Below are 18310 nucleotides of genomic sequence, written 5' to 3'. Positions count from 1 at the left end.
ACTGCATCGGCGTCCCGGACGAGGCTATGCCCAATGACAGCAACGACGCGCGACATGTCCCCCGACGACTGGACCATCGACAGCCGGCGGCTGCAGCTCCGGCCCTTCACGCCGGAGGACGCCGGCGAGGCGTTTGCCGCGATCACGCCGGGGCTGACCCGCTACATGGCGTTTGATCCCCCTGCGTCGGAGCAGGCTTTCGCCGCTGTCTGGTCGACGTGGTTGCCCACCATCGCCGATGGCACCGACCTTACGTTCGTGATCCGCCGACACGCGGATGGTGCGTTCCTCGGCCTGGCCGGCCTGCATCGCACCGCCGATGCGGAACCCGAACTCGGCATCTGGATCGCCGAGGCGATGCACGGGCATGGCTATGGCCGTGAAGCCGTGGCGGCGGTGCGTGCGCTCGCATCCCGGCGGCTGGACCGGGCCGCATTCTGCTACCCGGTGGCCGAGCAGAACCTGCCCAGCCGGCGCCTGGCGGAATCGCTCGGCGGCATCCCCGTCGCGCGTGAGCAGAATGTGAAGTACACCGCGATTGTCTACCGCATCCCTGCAGCAGCATCTGAAGTTGCGACGGGCGTCGCGGAATCCGGCTAAAGCCACCGATCGCATCGCCGATATTCCCTCTGGATCCCGCTCCAGTCGCCCGCTGCAGGACCCCAGGCTGCCCCCGACGGGCGGCCCGCGCTGTGTGTTCCGCCGCTCCCCATGCCGATCGCACCCGCACCAGACGTTCTTGCCAGCCGCTCGAGGGGTGCCTGCCGGTACCTGTAGTCCCAAGCAACTGAAGTTGCCGCCGGGCATCCCGCCCGTCGGGTCGCAACCGCTTACCGGACACCGAGGATCAGACAATGCTCATTCCAGGCTTCACGGCAGGCGCGCAGGCGCCGGCCGAGCTGCATACCCGTTGGTCGCCGTGGCGTGCCCTGCTGGGCGCGCTGGCACCCCAGCACCGCACCGGCGTCGAAGCGGCGGCCGATGGCCGTACCGAACTCGAGGCGCAGGTCGCTGCGCTGCACCGGGTCCAGGCGGTCATCGAGTTCGCCCTCGACGGCACCATCCTGCAGGCCAACGACAACTTCCTGCAGGCGATGGGCTACCGGCTGGAGGAGATCCAGGGAAAGCACCATTCCCTGTTCGTCGATCCCGAGCAGGCGCGCAGCGCCGAATACCGTGACTTCTGGGCGCGGCTGGGACGTGGCGAATATGACGCTGGCCAGTACCGGCGTTTCGGCAAGGGCCAGCGCGAGATCTGGATCCAGGCCTCGTACAACCCGGTGCTGGACCGGCAGGGGCGTCCGTACAAGGTGGTCAAGTTCGCCACCGACATCACCGCGCAGAAGCTGCAGGCGGCTGACTCGGCCGGGCAGCTGGCGGCCATCGACAAGTCGCAGGCGGTGATCGAGTTCAGCATGGACGGCCGCATCCTGTCGGCCAACGACAACTTCCTGGCCGCCACCGGCTACAGCCTGGACGACGTGCGTGGCCAGCACCATTCGCTGTTCGTCGAACCCGAGCATCGCGGCAGTGCCGAGTATCGGCAGTTCTGGGAGAAGCTGGGTCGTGGCGAATACGATGCCGGCCAGTACCGGCGCCTCGGCAAGGGCGGGCGCGAGGTCTGGATCCAGGCGTCCTACAACCCGATCCTGGACCTCAACGGAAAGCCGTTCAAGGTCGTCAAGTACGCCACCGACATCACCGCGCAGGTGCATGAAAACCAGGCCATGCAGCGCGCCGTGGCGCAGACCCGTGAAGTGGTGGCGGCCGCCAAGGAGGGCGACCTGACCCGGCGCGTGGCCACCGCCGACAAGAACGGGCCGATCGCCGAGCTGTGCGAAGGCGTGAATTCGCTGGTCGAGGCGATGGCCGCGATCATCGGCCAGATCAAGTTCGCCGCCGACACCATCGCCGTCGGCGCAACCGAGATCGCGCAGGGCAACAGCGATCTGTCGCAGCGCACCGAGCAGCAGGCAGCGTCGCTGGAGGAGACCGCGGTGTCGATGAAGGGCCTGGCCGAGACCGTGCAGCGCACCGCGACCAATGCACGGCAGGCCAGCCAGCTGGCCGGTGGCGCCGCCGACGTCGCCGCGCGCGGTGGCAACGTGGTGCACGAAGTGGTCGAGACCATGGCGGTGATCAACGCGTCCTCGCGGCGCATCGTCGACATCATCGGCGTGATCGACGGCATCGCCTTCCAGACCAACATCCTTGCCTTGAACGCCGCGGTGGAAGCCGCGCGCGCGGGCGAGCACGGGCGTGGCTTCGCCGTGGTCGCCACCGAGATCCGCGAACTGTCGCAGCGCTCGGCCAGTGCCGCCAAGGAGATCAAGCAGCTGATCGATGCGTCGGTGGCCAATGTCGGCGCCGGTACTGCACAGGTTGAGAGCGCCGGCCGCACCATGGACGAGATCGTGGTCAACGTGCGCCGGGTCAGTGACCTGATGTCCGAGATCAGCACGGCCGCACAGCAGCAGAGCGACGACATCCAGCAGATGAACCATGCCGTCGATCTGATCGACCAGGGTACCCAGCAGAACGCCGCGCTGGTCGAGGAAGCCTCGGCCGCGGCGCGCAGCATGGAAGAGCAGTCAGCGCAGCTGCTGCAGACCGTGGCCAGCTTCCGCGTGCAGGGTGGGGTGGGGCACCTGCATGGCGCGACGGTGCTGCGCGCGGTCTAGGCCCGGCGGTCGGAGTGGTGTTCCCCGGCCTCGAGGGCCGGGGCAGCATGCACGCAGTTGCGGCCGGCATGCTTGGCCCGGTACAGGGCCTGGTCGGCCCGGTCGACCAGGCCTCGTGGGTCGGCCTGCTCATGCGCGGCCTGCCAGGCCACGCCGATGCTGATGGTCACGTGGGCCTCGGCGGCGGGCAGGGCGGCGGCTTCCACGGCGGCGCGCAGGCGCTCGCCCAGGCCCAGGGCGTGGGCGGCGTCGGGCGCGGGCAGGGCGGCGATGAACTCCTCGCCACCGTAGCGGGCCAGCAGGTCATCACCGCGTTGCAGGCAGCCGTCGAGGATCGCGGCGACCGCCTGCAGGCGGCGATCGCCTTCCGGATGCCCGTAGGTGTCGTTGAGTCGCTTGAAGTGGTCGATGTCGATCATCAGCACCGCCAGCCCCAGGCCCTGGCGACGGGCGCGGCCGTGCGCGCTGCCGAGTGATTCATCGAAGTTGCGGCGGTTGCCCAGCCCGGTCAGCGGATCGCGCCGGGCCAGCAGCGCCAGTTCGTCGCGCTCGCGCTGGATCTGCACCTGGGTCAGCACGCTGCGCAGGGCATAGCCGAGCATGGCGCCGATGAACCCCATGGTGGCCAGGGTCGGCTGCAGGCGTGCCACCAGCAGCGCCACCATCATCAGCAGCAACGGCAGCATCAGCGGCACGCCGGCATCGACGATGCGGCGGAGGTTGCGCGGCACAGCCACCGCCGGTGGGCGGTACGTGCCGCCGGCCAGCACCGCCAGCAGCACGAACAGCCCGCTGATCAGCAGGTCGCCCCAGCCACCATCGGGTACCTGCGGCTGCCAGGTATTGATGTAGAACGCCAGCAGGAAGTAGCCCAGCGCGTAGAGGGTCAACGTGCGGAAGAAGTCGCGGCGGTCGGCATTGTCCTCGGCCAGGAAGCGGATCAGCGCGAAGCAGAACACCAGGCTGTTCTGCACGTTGCTCATGGTGTGCAGGCATTGCGTCCACAATGCGGTGTTGAGGTGTGCCATCGCCCGCGTATGCACGAAGTACAGCAACCACAGCAGCGCGATGACCGCCAGGTCCACCGCACGGATGCAGCGGTTGCCGCCGCCCGGGCTGGCGGCCACGTAGGTCAGCGGAATCCGGTAGAACACGTACAGGATCAGTGACGAGGCGGTCATCTGCGCAGGGCTGAGGCCGGCCACATTGCGATACAGCAGGGCCAGCAGGGCCAGAGAGAACAGGCCAACGGCAGCGCCCAGCGTTCGCCATTTGCAGGCCGCGTGGCTGTCGCGCGCGCGTCGCACGCAGGCCAGTGCCGCCAGAAGGGGGGCGGTGATCAGCATCAGGTAGGAGCCAACCGGGTCCTGCGGTCCGATCAAGGCAATGACGAGCGCGTGCGTGACCATGAAAAACAGTGCCGCACGCAACGTCATGCATTCCCCCGCCCCCAGATCCGGCTGGGATCACGATAGGCAGAAGTACGTGAGGCTGGCAAGAAAAGTGTGAGCCAGTTCTATTCGCAACCTTGTTGGTTGTCACATTTGCGTTTCAGCGGGGTGACACGACGCCGTTGATGTGGGCGTACATCCAGAAGTCGCGGGGCTGTCCCCGCACGTGGCGATAGGCGCGCAGCCGCCCCTCGCGCTGCATGCCGAGGCGTTCCAGCAGGGCGATCGAACGGGCATTGCTGTCCAGAACGGTGGCCTGGATGCGGACCAGCCCACAGGTGCCATGTGCCCAGTCAAGCACGGCTCGCGCTGCATGCGTGGCCAGGCCCTGTCCCTGCCAGCGCGGATCGAGGTCATAGGCGAGTTCGCCGCGGCCATGCCACGGGTCGACGCCGTTCAGGCCAACAGTGCCGATCAGCTGGTCGTCGGCGTCCACCATCGCCCAGCGCTGATCGGATGCATCAGCCAGATAGCGGGTGATCTGCTGCGCCAGCGCCCGTTCGGAAACGTCGCCCCAGCTGGTGTGCTCGATTACGCCTGGCAGCGAGAGGTAGTGGGACCAGGCGGCGGCATCGGACGCCCGCAGAGGGCGCAACCGCGCGGGCAGGGTGTCGGCAAGCGTGGGAGGAGCATGCTCGGGCATCGTCGCCAGTGTCGGTGCACAGGCCCGGGAAATGCAAAAGGCCAGGTCATGGACCTGGCCTTTGATGCAGTGGTGCCGGTGAAAGGACTCGAACCTTCATGGGGTCACCCCCGGCTGATTTTGAGTCAGCTGCGTATACCATTCCGCCACACCGGCAGGCAGCGTGCGAGTGTAACCGAGGTCGGCGGGAGATGCATAGTAGGAGGGCCTATCAGGGCGGTTCCTGTCGGCATTGGCTCCTTGGTAGCTATACTCCCAGCGTGCAATTGCCTCCAGGAGCGGTAGCTGATGACAGTGTTGCAGGACCTGAGGGTACTGGTGGTCGAGAACGACGAAATGAGTGCGGCCCTGCTGCAGATGCAGCTGGTGCATGCCGGTGCGACCGTGGTCGGGCTCGCAGCGAGCGTGTCCGAGGCCCTGCAGCTGCTGGAGAAGAGCGCCCCGGACGTGGCCCTGCTGGATTACCGGCTGGCCCGCAACGAGACCAGTGAGCCGGTGGCCGCAGCGCTTTCGGCACGTGGCATTCCGTTCGTGCTGGCCACCGGGATGCTGGCCGAGCAGCTGCCGGCACCGATGTTGGCCGGTCTGCTGCTGGTCAAGCCGTACCTGTCGGCGGATCTGTCGCGGGCGCTGGCGCGTGCGGTCGGCCGCTCCAGCGCCAAGGCCTGAGCCGTCCACTGCGGACCGGCAGGGGTATGCTGCCGGGGCCTGAATGCTCACGTCTACGATGTGCGGCGGCAACCCCGGATCCAGGAACCCCGCCCAGGCGGGGTTTTTCCATTGCACGTAGCGCTCAGCCTGCTTCCTGGTACACGTAACGGATCTCCTCGCGGTCATCGAGGATCTGGTACTGGCGCGCCAGGTCATCCGGATCGGGATTGAGCCAGGCATCGAGGTGTTCCCTGCGGATCGGTACCACGCCGCGGTCATGCCCGGCAGCGGCGACGTCGCTGGGAGGGGCGTCGGTGATCGTGGCAAACGACAGCAGGCGGCCTTCCGGTCCTTCCCATTCCGCCCAGAGGCAGGCCAGCAGCAGGTCGCGGGGCGGATCGGGACGGAATTCGAGCACCACGTCCTGTTTCTTTTCGTCGTCACCGAGGGTGCGGCCGGCGATGGCGTGGCGTGGCACGTGCTCGTAGAACGCCTGCACCACCACCACGCCGTGGCGCAGTCCGAACGCACCCCGCCAATAGCCTTCCAGGCTGTCACGCCGCGCATTGTAGGTACCGGGGTACAGCACGTCGTTGCGCGCCGGCGTGTCCGGCAGCCGGCACTGGTAGCGCATCGGCTTGATCACGCGCTGGCCGTTCTCGCTGATCATCACCGGTGCGTAGGTGCCGGGAAAAATGCGGTTGTCGCGCGGCAGCAGCTGTACCCGATGCAGGTCTTCCAATCGGGCGTGCGCTCGCTCGATGCGGTTGCCGGCCACGCGCAGGTCATTGCGTGCCTTCTGCGTGGGCCGGGTGGCCAGCGTGGCATGGGCGATATCGCGTCTTTCGCGCTGCCGGGCCAGTTCGGCCTCCAGTGCCTGCTGCTCCTGCGCATGCCATTGCTGGATCTTCGCCACGATGTCGCGGCCCTGTTCGGTCCGTGCACCGGCGAATCCGTCATCCATCGCCTTCGGGGTCTTCGGCCGCTTCTTGCCCGGATCGTGTGCGTACAGGTCGGCGAACTCCTCCAGCGACAGGATGGCGCCGAACTCGCGTATCAGCTTGGCGTAGTCGGCGCGGATCAGGGCGGAATAGCACATGGGACTCTGGGGACCTGGGTCGCAACGGCTGCGACGTGGATGCGGCAGGATAGCCCGACCCATCAGGAGATGCCGCATGAATGATTCCACCTGCCAGTTCCGTGAAGCCGTGCCGACGGTCGAGGACTACTGCCGGTTGCGTGTGCTCGCAGGCCTCAGTGCCAAGAGCCCGGAAGCGGCCATGCGCGCGCTGCCCAACACCCTGTTCGGCGTGTGCGCCTACCAAGGCGCTGAACTGGTGGCGATGGGGCGTATCGTCGGCGATGGCGGCTGCCACCTGCAGGTCTGTGACATCGCGGTGCTGCCGCGGCTGCAGGGACAGGGGCTGGGCAAGGAGGTGATGCGGCGCCTGGATGGCTGGATGCAGGCCAACCTGCCGCCATCGGCGTATGTCAGCCTGCTGGCCGATGGCGAGGCGCATCGGTTGTACGCACAGTTTGGTTTCGCACCCACCGCACCGGCATCGATCGGGATGTATCGGCGGTTCTGAGTCGTAATCGGGGTGAAGCCATCCACGCATGTCGTGGATCTACCCGGGCCCTGCAGTAGATCCACGCCATGCGTGGATAGGGCCTTCCCAGGAATTGCAGGCAAAGAAAAACCCCGGCCGAAACCGGGGTTTTCAAGAATTGGCGTCCCCACGGGGATTCGAACCCCGGTCGCCACCGTGAAAGGGTGATGTCCTAGGCCTCTAGACGATGGGGACGCACGAAAACTTCAAGTTGTAGATCCTTCGACGGCCTAATGTCGAAGTGGTGGAGCCAAGCGGGATCGAACCGCTGACCTCCTGCATGCCATGCAGGCGCTCTCCCAGCTGAGCTATGGCCCCATGAAACTCCGGATGATCTGCCGGGAGCAGAGTCCGTTTTGAAACTGGCGTCCCCACGGGGATTCGAACCCCGGTCGCCACCGTGAAAGGGTGATGTCCTAGGCCTCTAGACGATGGGGACGCACGAAAAACTTCAAGTTGTAGAACCTTCGACGGCCTAATGTCGAAAGTGGTGGAGCCAAGCGGGATCGAACCGCTGACCTCCTGCATGCCATGCAGGCGCTCTCCCAGCTGAGCTATGGCCCCGTGTTACCGAGCCGCCTATCATACCTGCGTGTTCACGTTTGTGGAAGTCTTTTTTGAACTTTTTTCGTTCCGGTTCAACCGCAGCCACGAGGGCAGGGGAACCGCAACGCCACAACCTGAATGCCGGTAGGCGGTGAACAAAAAAGACCCGGTTATCGGCCGGGTCCTCGTTGTTCGTGATGAGTGGCGTCCCCACGGGGATTCGAACCCCGGTCGCCACCGTGAAAGGGTGATGTCCTAGGCCTCTAGACGATGGGGACGCAATTCTCATCAATGTTCTTTAGCGACCTTTCGACGGCCTAATGCCGAAAGATTGGTGGAGCCAAGCGGGATCGAACCGCTGACCTCCTGCATGCCATGCAGGCGCTCTCCCAGCTGAGCTATGGCCCCACGTCGCTGAGGAGCGAAATAATAGCCTTGCCCCAGGGGGTTGGCAAGCATTTGTTGCACTTTTCTTCACGCGCGTTGCGAGGTGGATGTCAGTCGCCCGGACTCACGCAGTGTCATCGGTCAGCGCCGCCAGGATCGGGCATTGATCCAGTGTGCCGTGGCCGGGGCAGGCGTCGACCAGCTGCGAAAGCGCGGTGTGCATGCGCTGCAGTTCGGCCATGCGCTGCGCGATGTCGTGCAGTCGGGCCTGCGCCGTGTCGCGCACGCTGCCCATGTCGTGCGAATGACGGTCACTGAGTGCCAGCAGTTCGGCGATTTCTTCCAGGCTGAAGCCCAGCGTCTTGGCGCGACGGATGAAGCGCAGCCTGCGCAGGTCCTGTTCGCCGAAGATGCGGTAACCCCCGGCCGAGCGTGCCGCCGTGGGCAGCAGCTGCTGGCGCTCGTAGTAGCGCACCGTATCGATCGGCACGCCGGCCTGGCGCGCCAGTTGACCAATGTTCATGGCGGATTCCTGCGGATGCTGCCGCTCATTGTGAAGCCTTGAGTCTGGTCCAGGGTCAAGGTCCCGTCGCTGACAGCGCATTCAGCGCACTTTGCAACTTTCTTCATAGCCCCGCCGTCGTGGCAGTTCCTACCCTGCGCCTGAACCGGCCGCTGGATGGCCTGCAACGAACCGAGGAGATGGTCTGTGGAAGGATTCAGAAACGAAGGATTCGTCGAGGTCGCGGTGGTCGAGTACCCGGGAGGCGACCCGTCGGCCGCCTCCGTGCTGACTGAGATGGCACATGTCGCCAACCGGCTTGCCCAGCAGCAGCGCCGTCCGTTCAAGCGGGTCCTGGTGACCCGCTGGATCGTGCCGGCCAGCCAGACCGGCGTGCATCGCATTGCCGGCGCGGAGATGCTCGAGGCGGACATTCCCGCCGTGATCGCCGTGCCTGGCCAGATCAGCCAGGGCGTCTGCCTGCGCGCCGATGAGGTGCTGCTGGATTGGCTGCGCGCGCACTACGACGGCGGCAGTCTGCTGGCGGCGGCCAGTGATGGTGTCAGCATGCTCGCGCGTGCCGGACTGCTGGCCGGGCGCACGGTCAGTGGCCCGGACCTCGGGCGCCACCCGGGTCTGCAGGGGCAGTCGGCCAGCTGGGTGCCCAGTGAGCGCGCGCTGGTTGATGATGGCGACCTGCTGACGGTGGCCGGTTCCCAGGCCTGGCGCTTCCTCGCCCTGCGCCTGCTGTACCGGCTGCACGGCCAGGGCGTGGCGAGTTCCGTTGCGCAGCAGCTGGGGATCACGGTGCCGGCGGCGATCCAGCAGGATCTCGAGCGCTTCAGTGCCAACTTCGCCCATGGCGATCGCGACGTACTGAAGGCGCAACGCTGGCTGCATACCACCGCTGCGCGCGGCGCCACGCTCGGTGCGATCTGTAAGATTTCCGGGCTGGAGCCGCGGACCCTGCAGCGGCGCTTTCTGAAGGCCACCGGCCTGCGCCCGATCGAGTATTGCCAGCGGTTGCGTATCGCCAAGGCGCAGACGCTGCTGCAGCAGGGCGCGGGTATCGATGAAGTGGCCTGGGGCGTGGGTTACGCCGATCAGAGCGCTTTCCGCCGCCTGTTCCTGCGCATTGTCGGAATGACGCCGGCCAACTATCGCCGGCTGGTCAACAACAAGCGACGCGAGCGGCCGCTGTTGTCATCGGTGGCGGGCAGCCTGCGCGGGCTGCAACCGGTGCCTGGCACGCAGATGCCGCGCAGCGCTGCCTGATGCCTGCGGTGGGCGTCGCGCTTGCAACCTGGGCGCGACGCTTCGACCATGCAGGCAACGGATGATGGGACAGGTGGGCTGATGTCGAGTGTTGGGCCGGTGCCGATGCCGGTGGTGTTGATCCTGATGTGCGTGCTGCTGGCCATGGCCGTGGCACGCCTGTGGCCGCGTCGGAAGGATGGGATGGCAGTGCCTTCCGCGGCAAGCATGGTCCTGGACATGTTGCTGATCGGCCTGCTGTGCGGGCGCATCAGCTTCGTGGCCTTGAACTTCGCGCTCTATCGTGAGGCCCCCTGGAGCATCCTGCAGATCGCCGATGGCGGGTATCACCTCTCCGTCGTGCTGGTTGCAGGCCTGGCCTGGGGTGTTTGGCGGCTGAGTCTATGGCGTGCCTTGCGTGCGCCGGTGCTGGCGGGGGCGCTGGTGGGCGTGCTGCTGTGGGCGGCGGGCAGCCACCTGCTGGCAGCATGGCAGGAGCAGCGGATGCCGCTGCCGGTGGTGCAGGTGACCGATCTGCAGGGGCGCGTGATCGACCTGCAGCAGTTCCGGGGCAAACCGCTGGTGCTGAATCTCTGGGCCAGCTGGTGTGGGCCCTGCCGACGCGAGATGCCGGTGCTGGCATCCGCACAGCAGACCCATACTGACGTGCAGTTCGTGTTCCTCAACCAGGGGGAAACCCTGGGCGAAGTAGAAGGTTTCATTGCATCCGAGCGGCTTCGGCTGGGCAATGTGCTGCTGGACGATACCGCCTCCGCGTCAACCGCACTGGGTGTGCAGGCCTATCCGTCGACGCTGTTTTTCGACGCCGAAGGGCGCCTGCGTGAACTGCACCTTGGCGAACTGACTGTGGCGGGCCTTGAACACAAACTGCGTCGGCTGCGGTAGCCTGCGCGGGCATCTCACTACGGAGTTCCCATGTTGTCGACTTCCCTGCGCATCGCTCCGGCGGTGCTGTTGCTGCCGGTCATGCTGGCATTGGCCGCCTGCAGCCAGGCCCAGACCCCGCCGGGCAAGACGGCCGCAGCACCGGCGGCCAGCGCTCCGGCAACTGCGGCCAAGGGTGACCGCCCCGCAGTGCTGAAAGGCATCGAGAAGCACGGCTTCGAAGTCGTTGCCGAGTTCGATGCACCGGGTGGTCTGCGCGGCTTCGCTGGCGTGGTGGGCGGGCAGCAGCCGGCTGCGGCCTACGTCACCGCCGACGGCAAGCACGTGCTGGTCGGCAGCCTGTTCGATGCCGAAGGCAACGATGTGGCCGCCGAGGCGGTGGAGAAGCTGGTCGCCGCACCGATGTCGGCCAAGATGTGGACCAAGCTGGAAGCCAGTGCCTGGGTGCGTGACGGCAAGGCCGATGCGCCGCGCGTGGTCTACACCTTCAGTGATGCCAACTGCCCGTACTGCCACAAGTTCTGGGAAGCGGCCCGCCCGTGGGTCGACGCGGGCAAGGTCCAGCTCCGCCACATCATGGTTGGCGTGATCCGCGAGGACAGCCCGGCCAAGGCCGCCGCCATCCTGTCCGCGCGTGACCCGAGTGCGGCGTTGCTGGAAAACGAACACCAGTTCGATCGTGGTGGCATCAAGGCCCTGCCGAGCATCAGCCGCGAGATCGCTGGCAAGCTCGACGCCAACCAGGTGCTGATGATCGAGATGGGGTTCCAGGGCACGCCGGGCATCCTGTTCCAGGACGCACAGGGCCAGGTGCAGCGTCGCGCGGGCCTGCCGCAGGGCGCCGACCTGCAGACGGTGTTGGGCCCGCGCTGATCGCCGCCAACGTCGTGATGTAACCCACAGGCCCGCATGGCAGCATGCGGGCCTGTTGCTTTTCGTCGCTCCTGCAGAGGCTGCGGGGCTGCGCAGCAGCTGTTCGTCGTCACGTCTGAATCGTGACTGACATCAAGCATCGCGCCTTGATTCCAATCAAGGTCAAAAACGACAGACGGATTAGCCTGTGACGCATGGAATACAGCGTCAACGCGCCATGGATGCCGCGCCAGGCATGCCCTGAACCGGGTCGGTCGGCACAGCCATTCACGACACTCTCACCCCCTGATTGTTACCCAGACCGCTGCGGTCGCCACCTCTCTGGCAGCGCGGCCTTGATGGAGTCGACATCGGTGCGGGTGGGGCAGTGTCATCGTCCTGTTGCCTGTCACGCGCAGGCTGGCCGGTGTCGTCAACGCAGTACCCGCATTTCCAGCAACGGCAACGCAACGTCGGAGCCGCGTCTGCGCGCGCGCCGTCAGCGCGTTGCGAGTGTTTGTCCAGGGAGGATGCAATGCGCTTGGCGGTACTGAGTCTGGCCTGTCTGACCGCGCTGGCGATCACGCCGGCGTATGCGCAGCAGGATGGCCAGGAAGATGCGCGGGCATTGCGCCAGGAAATCGCTGCCATGCGTCAGGCACTGGAAGGCATGCAGCAGCGCCTGGATCGGCTTGAGCAGCGAGAGGGAGCCGAAGCGGCCACGCCGCAGGTGCCGGCGCCGATGGTTGCCGCTGCCAGCAGCGCCAACCTGCTGCATCCCACCCAGGTGCCGGGCGTGGCGCAGCCGGTGCTGCCGCAGCGCGAATCCGTGGCCGACCCCTCAACGGCGGCCTCGCGTCCCGACAGCGCCGCTGGGCCGACCGACCCGGATCTGAAGGGCTTCTTTGCCATTCCCGGCACCGATACGGTGATCCGCATCGGCGGCTACGCCAAGCTCGATGCGATTGCCGATTCGCGTGCGGCCGGTGACGAGGATCAGTTCATTCCCTCGTCGATGCCGGTGGGTGGCAGTCATCGCGATGTCTCCAACTTCAACATCCACGCCAAGCAGACCCGCTTCAGTTTCGAGGCGCGGCGCCCGACCACGCACGGCAACCTGCGCTTCTACCTGGAGAACGATTTCTTCGGCAGCAGTGATGGGTATGAGTTCCGCCTGCGACATGCCTATGGCCAGCTTGGCAACACCTACGCCGGCTACGGCTATTCCAGCTTCATGGACCCGGACAGCCTGCCCGATACACTGGATTTCGCAGGGCCTGGCGGTGCCGGATACCTGCTGGTGGCGGGCATCCACCACAGCTTTGCGATGGGCAAGGGCAACACCCTGACCGTCGCCGCTGAAGACCCGAAGACTGAACTCGCCGGCGCCAGCGACGTCCGCGCGGCAGTCAACCGCCTGCCCGATGTGACAGTGACCGCGCGCATGGAGCGCGACTGGGGCCACCTGCAGCTGGGCGCGGTGGCACGCAGCCTGGCCTACGACGGCGTTGGCGAGCGCGACCGGCGCATGGCCGGCGGCCTGCAGCTGAGCGGCTCGGCCTCAGTGGGCGAGCGCGACCTGCTGCTGTTCGGCGGACTCGGCGGGCGCGGCCTCAGTCGCTACACCGCCGACCTGACCGGCTCCGGACTGGACGCGGTGGTCGGTGCCGATGGCCGTCTCGACGCGCTGGACCTGCACGGCGGTTTCGTCGGCTACACCCATTACTGGTCCGAGCTGTGGCGTTCGAACCTGATCTTCGGCCAGCTGACCCTGGAGCGGAATGCCGCACTGGCGGCCGATGCATTCCGGCAGAGCCGCTACGGCGTGTTCAATCTGATCTGGAGCCCGGCGCCTTCGTGGACGATGGGCATGGAGCTGCTGTACGGCCGCCTGGAACAGCAGGGCGGCGCGCGCGGCGACACGGTCCGGGTGCAGGGCAGCCTGCAATACAACTTCATCAAATAAGCGCCAGCGGTCGTACGCCAGCGTAACCGTCCCCACGCCCGGCTGCACCGGGCTCATGCCAGTACAGGAGATTGTCATGGCAGAAGCAAAGAAAATCGGGGTGGTCGGAGCCACCTTCCTCGTCGCCGGCAACATGATGGGCTCAGGCGTGTTCCTGTTGCCGTCCAGCCTGGCCAAGATCGGTACCGCCTCGATCTGGGGCTGGCTGATCACCACCGCCGGTGCGCTGCTGCTGGCCTTCGTGTTCGCCAAGCTGGGCAAGCTGGCACCCAAGGCGGGCGGCCCCTATGCCTACGCGCGTGACTGGTTCGGGCCGTACATGGGCTTCCAGACCAACACCATCTACTGGTTTGCCAACTGGATCGGCAACGTCGCCATCCCGATCGCGGCGGTCGGCTATTTCAGTTACTTCTTCCCGATCCTGTCCGAGCCGCTGGTGCGCTGCATCGCGGTGCTGGTGCTGGTGTGGGCGCTGAGCTTCGCCAACATGATCGGTCCGGCCTTCGTCAGCCGCGTGCAGACGGTGACCACCAGCTTCGCGCTGGTGCCGATCCTGGGCATCGCCATCTTCGGCTGGTTCTTCTTCGATGCCGACATCTTCAAGGGCGCCTACAACGTGTCGGGTGAATCCAACTTCGGCGCGATTTCCAGCGCTGCAGCGCTCACCCTGTGGGCCTTCATCGGTGTCGAGTCGGCTTCGGTGACCGCCGGCGTGGTGGAGAACCCGGAAAAGAACGTGGCCCGCGCCACGCTGGCCGGTGTGTTCCTGGCCGCCATCGCCTACATCGCCAGCTCCTCGGTGATCATGGGCATGGTGCCGAACTCGGAACTGCAGGTGTCCGATGCCCCGTTCGCGCTGGCCGCGGCCAAGGCGGTAGGCGGCTGGGGCGGTGCACTGGTCAGCCTGTGCGCCTTCATCGGTGCGGCCGGTTCGCTGGGCGGCTGGATCCTGCTGACCGCACAGAGCGCCAAGGCGGCTTCCGATGATGGCCTGTTCCCGAGCATCTTCAGCAAGACCAACAAGGATGACGTGCCGGTCAAGGGCGTGCTGATCGTGGCGGTGCTGATGACCCTGGCGGTGCTGGTCACCTCCACCTCGGAAACCGCGTCGGCCCAGTTCGACGTGATCACGTCGGCGGCGGTGGTGCTGACCCTGCTGCCCTACATCTACTCGTGCGTGGCCTGCTACTTCGTGGTCGAGCGTTCGCACACCCTGGTCCACACCGGTGCGTTCTGGACCCTGACCAGCCTGACCGTCGTGTACTGCCTGTGGGCGATCTACGGCTCGTCGGGAACCATCGTGCAGTACGCCTTCCTGTTCGTGCTGTTCATCACCGTGTTCTATCCCTTCTTCAGCGAGGAGCGCCGCCAGCAGCGGCAGCGCGCCCGCGAGGCATCGGCGATCAGTGCCGGCGCCCAGCGTTCCTGAGTTCGACAAGGAGAATCAACGTGTACTTCAAGTCCCTGGACTATCCGGTCATTGTCATCGACAACGACTACGAGTCGCCGCGCATCGGCGGCATCCTGATCCGCGCCCTGGTGGAAGAACTGCGCAGCAACGATCAGCGCGTGCTGTGCGGCCTGAACCTGGATGATGCCCGCGCCGGTGCCCGCACCTATGTGGCGGCCTCGGCGGTGCTGATCTCGATCGACGGCAGCGAAGAGGTGGATGGCGAGTTCCAGCGCCTGACTGCCTTCCTGCGCGAGCAGAGCGCGCGGCGCGCCAACCTGCCGGTGTTCCTGTACGGCGAGCGCCGCACCATCGAGAAGGTGCCGAGCAAGCTGCTCAAGTACATCCATGGCTTCATCTTCCTGTTTGAAGACACCAAGAGCTTCATCTCGCGGCAGGTGATGCGCGCGGCCGAAGACTACATGAAGAATCTGCTGCCGCCGTTCTTCAAGGCACTGATCCACCATGCGGCCGAGTCGAACTATTCCTGGCATACGCCGGGCCATGCCGGCGGCGTGGCGTTCACCAAGTCGCCGGTCGGCCGTGCATTCCACCAGTTCTACGGCGAGAACACGCTACGCAGCGATCTGTCGATCTCGGTGCCGGAGCTGGGCTCGCTGCTCGATCACACTGGCCCGATCAAGGACGCCGAGAACGAAGCCGCGCGCAACTTCGGTGCCGACCATACGTTCTTCGTCACCAACGGCACCTCGACCGCCAACAAGATCGTCTGGCATGGCACGGTGGCCCGCGGCGACGTGGTGTTCGTCGATCGCAACTGCCACAAGTCGCTGCTGCACGCGCTGATCATGACCGGTGCAGTGCCGGTGTACTTCACGCCCAGCCGCAACGCGCACGGCATCATCGGCCCGATCAGCCTGGACCAGTTCACGCCGGAGTCGCTGCAGCAGCGCATCGCCGCCAATCCGCTGGCCAGCCAGGCCTACAAGGCAGGCTCCAAGCCGCGCATCGCGGTGGTCACCAACTCGACCTACGACGGCCTGTGCTACAACGCCGAGAAGATCGCTGACGAGATCGGCAGTGCGGTCGATTTCCTGCATTTCGACGAAGCCTGGTACGCCTACGCCGCGTTCCACCCGTTCTACGAGAACCACTACGGCATGGCCAAGGGCAAGCCGCGTGAGCAGGATGCGATCATCTTCACCACGCATTCCACCCACAAGCTGCTGGCCGCGTTCTCGCAGGCGTCGATGATCCACGTACGCAACTCGGCGCAGCGCAACCTGGATGCCGAGCGCTTCAACGAGTCGTTCATGATGCATACCTCGACCAGCCCGCACTACGGGGTGATCGCGGCCTGCGACGTGGCCTCGAAGATGATGGAAGGCGATGCCGGCCGTTCGCTGGTGCAGGAAATGCATGACGAGGCCATCGCCTTCCGCCGCGCGATGCTGCATGTCCGCGATGATCTCGGTCGCGATGACTGGTGGTTCAGCGTGTGGCAGCCGACCCAGGTCGAGCGCAGCCTGGACAAGGGCGATACGCCGGCGCCGCTGGTGGCCAAGCGCGAGGAGTGGTACCTGCAGCCGGATGCGCACTGGCACGGTTTCGAGAACCTGGTCGACGACTATGTGCTGATCGACCCGATCAAGGTGACCCTGCTGACGCCGGGCCTGGCGATGGACGGCAGCATGGGCAAGCTGGGCATCCCGGCGGCGGTGCTGAGCAAGTTCCTATGGGGCCGCGGCATCACCGTGGAGAAGACCAACCTGTACTCGGTGCTGTTCCTGTTCTCGATGGGCATCACCAAGGGCAAGTGGAGCACCTTGGTGACCGAGCTGATGGCGTTCAAGGAGCTGTACGACCGCAATGCGCCGCTGAGCCAGGCACTGCCGACCCTGGCTGCCGATTATCCGAATGCCTACGCCGGTTGGGGCCTGCGTGACCTGTGCGACGCGCTGCATGCGTTCAACCAGGAATTCGCCGTGGCCAAGGTGATGCGCGAGATGTACGTGGATCTGCCGACGCCGGTGATGACCCCGGCCGATGCCTACAACCACCTGGTCAAGGGCGAGATCGAGCGGGTCGACATCGAGCAGATCAGTGGCCGCATTGCGGCGACCATGCTGGTGCCGTACCCGCCGGGCATCCCGACCATCATGCCCGGCGAGCGCTTCGGCGACAGCGACGAGCCGATCATCCAGTCGCTGCGCATCGCCCGCGAGCAGAACGCCCGTTTCCCTGGCTTCGAGTCGGACGTGCACGGGCTCATCATCGAGCAGGAGGGGGATGTGGTTTCGTACAAGGTGGAGGTGCTGAAGGCCTGACCCGCAACGGTCGGCCCTTCGGCGAACGATGGATACCGCGCGCGAGCAACGCATCCTGAAGTTCTCGATCGGGGTCACCCTGGCGGTGAGCGCGGTCGGTTTCAGTGGTGGCCTGCTGGTGGGATCGCAGGCCATCCTGTTCGACGGCGTGTACAGCCTGGTCGACGTCGCCCTGACCCTGGTGTCGTTGTCGGTGCTGCGGCTGGTGGCGCGGGAGCAGAGCCCGCGCTTCCAGTACGGCTACTGGCACCTGGAGCCGATGGTCGAGGCGCTGGGCGGTGTGATCCTGTCGCTGGCCTGCGTGTATGCGCTGGCCAACGCCGTGATCGGATTGACCACGGGCGGGCACGAGGTGAAGTTCGGGCCCGCGCTGTGGTGGGCGGCACTGCTGAGTGCCAGCAATCTGGCGATGGCGGCATTCGTCGCACAGCGTGCGCGGCACCTGCGCTCCGCCCTGTTGTGGCTGGACGTGCGCGGCTGGCTGCTGGGCGGATTGATGAGCCTGGCGGTGGTGCTGGCCTTCGTGCTGGCGCTGGTCCTGCACGGCGGTGAGTGGCACCACTGGGTGCCGTACCTGGATTCGATCGTGCTGGCGTTGATCAGCCTGGCAGTGCTGCCGGTGCCGGCGCGCAGCGCGTGGAAGGCCATGCGCGAAGTGCTGCAGGTGGCACCCGATGATCTGGACCGGCGCGTGCAGCAGGTGATGCAGGCGTTCGTGGCCGAGCGTGGCTATGCCGGTTTCACCAGCCACGTGGCGAAGATGGGGCGGATGCGCTTCATCGAGATCCATGTGCTGGCTGACCCGGCCATGCCGCTGGGGTCGGTGGGCGAAGTCGACGCGATGCGCGACGAGATCGCGGTGCGGCTGGATGCGCGGGGCAGTACCTTCTGGTTGACCATCGATTTCACGGCGGATCCGGCGTGGACGTGATCGTTGCGCGTGGCGAATCGATCTGTTGCACGGGCGTTGTTTGACCTCAACTCATGTTCAGGTTGCAGACTCACTCGCATCCCCAACGAGGCATGCGGCATGAACCTGCTGACCACCCCCGACCTCGGCCACGGCCTGCTGGAACTGTTCAATCCTGCGGGGGCTTTACGACCCTTCGGCCAATGGCTACTC

15 protein-coding genes and 7 tRNA genes are annotated in these 18310 nt (G+C 66.1%); 11 read left to right on the top strand and 11 right to left on the bottom strand.

Annotation, left to right across the window (positions count from 1 at the left end; all coding sequences use genetic code 11):
• Nucleotides 1–54: 54 nt before the first annotated feature.
• On the top strand, nucleotides 55–600 hold the full coding sequence (locus ACZK1G_RS13805; protein ID WP_049443169.1) for a GNAT family N-acetyltransferase: 546 nt from the start codon (nucleotides 55–57) through the stop codon (nucleotides 598–600).
• A 254-nt stretch (nucleotides 601–854) separates the two neighbouring features.
• On the top strand, nucleotides 855–2681 hold the full coding sequence (locus tag ACZK1G_RS13800) for a methyl-accepting chemotaxis protein (protein ID WP_049443170.1): 1827 nt from the start codon (nucleotides 855–857) through the stop codon (nucleotides 2679–2681).
• Here the strand turns inward: ACZK1G_RS13800 and ACZK1G_RS13795 are convergent.
• The 3 genes from ACZK1G_RS13795 to ACZK1G_RS13785 all read right to left on the bottom strand — a co-directional run bounded on the left by ACZK1G_RS13795 (nucleotide 2678) and on the right by ACZK1G_RS13785 (nucleotide 4931).
• Entirely contained in the window at nucleotides 2678–4117 is a 1440-nt protein-coding gene (locus tag ACZK1G_RS13795; RefSeq protein WP_101765696.1) for a GGDEF domain-containing protein, read from the bottom strand. The two genes, ACZK1G_RS13800 and ACZK1G_RS13795, sit on opposite strands and share 4 nt — an antisense overlap.
• Nucleotides 4118–4232: 115 nt before the next feature.
• A complete protein-coding gene (locus ACZK1G_RS13790) occupies nucleotides 4233–4775 on the bottom strand; it encodes a GNAT family N-acetyltransferase (protein ID WP_049443172.1) in 543 nt (180 codons plus the stop codon).
• 70 nt (nucleotides 4776–4845) lie between these two features.
• Nucleotides 4846–4931 (bottom strand) — tRNA-Leu (locus tag ACZK1G_RS13785).
• Between the two features lie 132 nt (nucleotides 4932–5063).
• On the opposite strand from ACZK1G_RS13785, the gene ACZK1G_RS13780 reads away from it, so the two are divergent.
• Nucleotides 5064–5444, top strand: a complete 381-nt coding sequence (locus tag ACZK1G_RS13780) for a response regulator (protein ID WP_014037597.1) — start codon at nucleotides 5064–5066, stop codon at nucleotides 5442–5444.
• A 124-nt stretch (nucleotides 5445–5568) separates the two neighbouring features.
• Here the strand turns inward: ACZK1G_RS13780 and ACZK1G_RS13775 are convergent, their stop codons facing one another.
• A complete protein-coding gene (locus ACZK1G_RS13775; protein WP_101765695.1) occupies nucleotides 5569–6525 on the bottom strand; it encodes an SOS response-associated peptidase family protein in 957 nt (318 codons plus the stop codon).
• Between the two features lie 76 nt (nucleotides 6526–6601).
• Between ACZK1G_RS13775 and ACZK1G_RS13770 the strand changes: the two genes are divergently transcribed.
• Complete coding sequence (locus ACZK1G_RS13770; protein WP_014037595.1) at nucleotides 6602–7015, top strand: GNAT family N-acetyltransferase; 414 nt, start codon at nucleotides 6602–6604, stop codon at nucleotides 7013–7015.
• A gap of 140 nt (nucleotides 7016–7155) precedes the next feature.
• Here the strand turns inward: ACZK1G_RS13770 and ACZK1G_RS13765 are convergent.
• The 7 genes from ACZK1G_RS13765 to ACZK1G_RS13735 all read right to left on the bottom strand — a co-directional run bounded on the left by ACZK1G_RS13765 (nucleotide 7156) and on the right by ACZK1G_RS13735 (nucleotide 8492).
• Nucleotides 7156–7231: transfer RNA gene (locus ACZK1G_RS13765), tRNA-Glu, on the bottom strand.
• A 47-nt stretch (nucleotides 7232–7278) separates the two neighbouring features.
• A tRNA-Ala gene (locus tag ACZK1G_RS13760) sits at nucleotides 7279–7354 on the bottom strand.
• 45 nt (nucleotides 7355–7399) lie between these two features.
• Nucleotides 7400–7475, bottom strand: a tRNA-Glu gene (locus ACZK1G_RS13755).
• Between the two features lie 49 nt (nucleotides 7476–7524).
• Nucleotides 7525–7600, bottom strand: a tRNA-Ala gene (locus ACZK1G_RS13750).
• Nucleotides 7601–7784: 184 nt separating this feature from the next.
• Nucleotides 7785–7860: transfer RNA gene (locus tag ACZK1G_RS13745), tRNA-Glu, on the bottom strand.
• A gap of 54 nt (nucleotides 7861–7914) precedes the next feature.
• A tRNA-Ala gene (locus ACZK1G_RS13740) sits at nucleotides 7915–7990 on the bottom strand.
• A gap of 103 nt (nucleotides 7991–8093) precedes the next feature.
• Nucleotides 8094–8492 carry a heavy metal-responsive transcriptional regulator gene (locus ACZK1G_RS13735; protein WP_197621954.1) on the bottom strand — a complete coding sequence of 133 codons (399 nt, stop codon included), beginning with the start codon at nucleotides 8490–8492 and terminating at the stop codon, nucleotides 8094–8096.
• Nucleotides 8493–8678: 186 nt separating this feature from the next.
• Between ACZK1G_RS13735 and ACZK1G_RS13730 the strand changes: the two genes are divergently transcribed.
• The 7 genes from ACZK1G_RS13730 (at nucleotide 8679) to ACZK1G_RS13700 (ending at nucleotide 18118) form a co-directional block, all read left to right on the top strand.
• The gene (locus ACZK1G_RS13730; RefSeq protein ID WP_101765693.1) at nucleotides 8679–9746 is read left to right on the top strand and encodes a GlxA family transcriptional regulator; all 1068 of its coding nucleotides are present in this window, start codon (nucleotides 8679–8681) and stop codon (nucleotides 9744–9746) included.
• Nucleotides 9747–9827: 81 nt separating this feature from the next.
• Nucleotides 9828–10631, top strand: a complete 804-nt coding sequence (locus tag ACZK1G_RS13725; RefSeq protein WP_101765692.1) for a redoxin family protein — start codon at nucleotides 9828–9830, stop codon at nucleotides 10629–10631.
• Between the two features lie 30 nt (nucleotides 10632–10661).
• Complete coding sequence (gene dsbG / locus ACZK1G_RS13720) at nucleotides 10662–11504, top strand: thiol:disulfide interchange protein DsbG (protein ID WP_049444457.1); 843 nt, start codon at nucleotides 10662–10664, stop codon at nucleotides 11502–11504.
• Nucleotides 11505–12018: 514 nt separating this feature from the next.
• Nucleotides 12019–13449 (top strand): DcaP family trimeric outer membrane transporter, encoded by a 1431-nt coding sequence (locus ACZK1G_RS13715; protein WP_101765691.1) that lies wholly within the window; start codon nucleotides 12019–12021, stop codon nucleotides 13447–13449.
• Nucleotides 13450–13525: 76 nt separating this feature from the next.
• Complete coding sequence (gene adiC, locus ACZK1G_RS13710) at nucleotides 13526–14878, top strand: arginine/agmatine antiporter (RefSeq protein ID WP_014037589.1); 1353 nt, start codon at nucleotides 13526–13528, stop codon at nucleotides 14876–14878.
• Nucleotides 14879–14898: 20 nt separating this feature from the next.
• On the top strand, nucleotides 14899–17187 hold the full coding sequence (locus ACZK1G_RS13705) for an Orn/Lys/Arg family decarboxylase (RefSeq protein WP_101765690.1): 2289 nt from the start codon (nucleotides 14899–14901) through the stop codon (nucleotides 17185–17187).
• A 28-nt stretch (nucleotides 17188–17215) separates the two neighbouring features.
• The gene (locus tag ACZK1G_RS13700) at nucleotides 17216–18118 is read left to right on the top strand and encodes a cation diffusion facilitator family transporter (RefSeq protein ID WP_049444453.1); all 903 of its coding nucleotides are present in this window, start codon (nucleotides 17216–17218) and stop codon (nucleotides 18116–18118) included.
• Nucleotides 18119–18310 lie beyond the last annotated feature (192 nt).

This window comes from Stenotrophomonas sp. 109824_Sma (genome assembly GCF_056480025.1).
The sequence above is the reverse complement of the archived record's forward strand: the minus strand, read 5'-3'. Positions and strand labels throughout refer to the sequence as shown.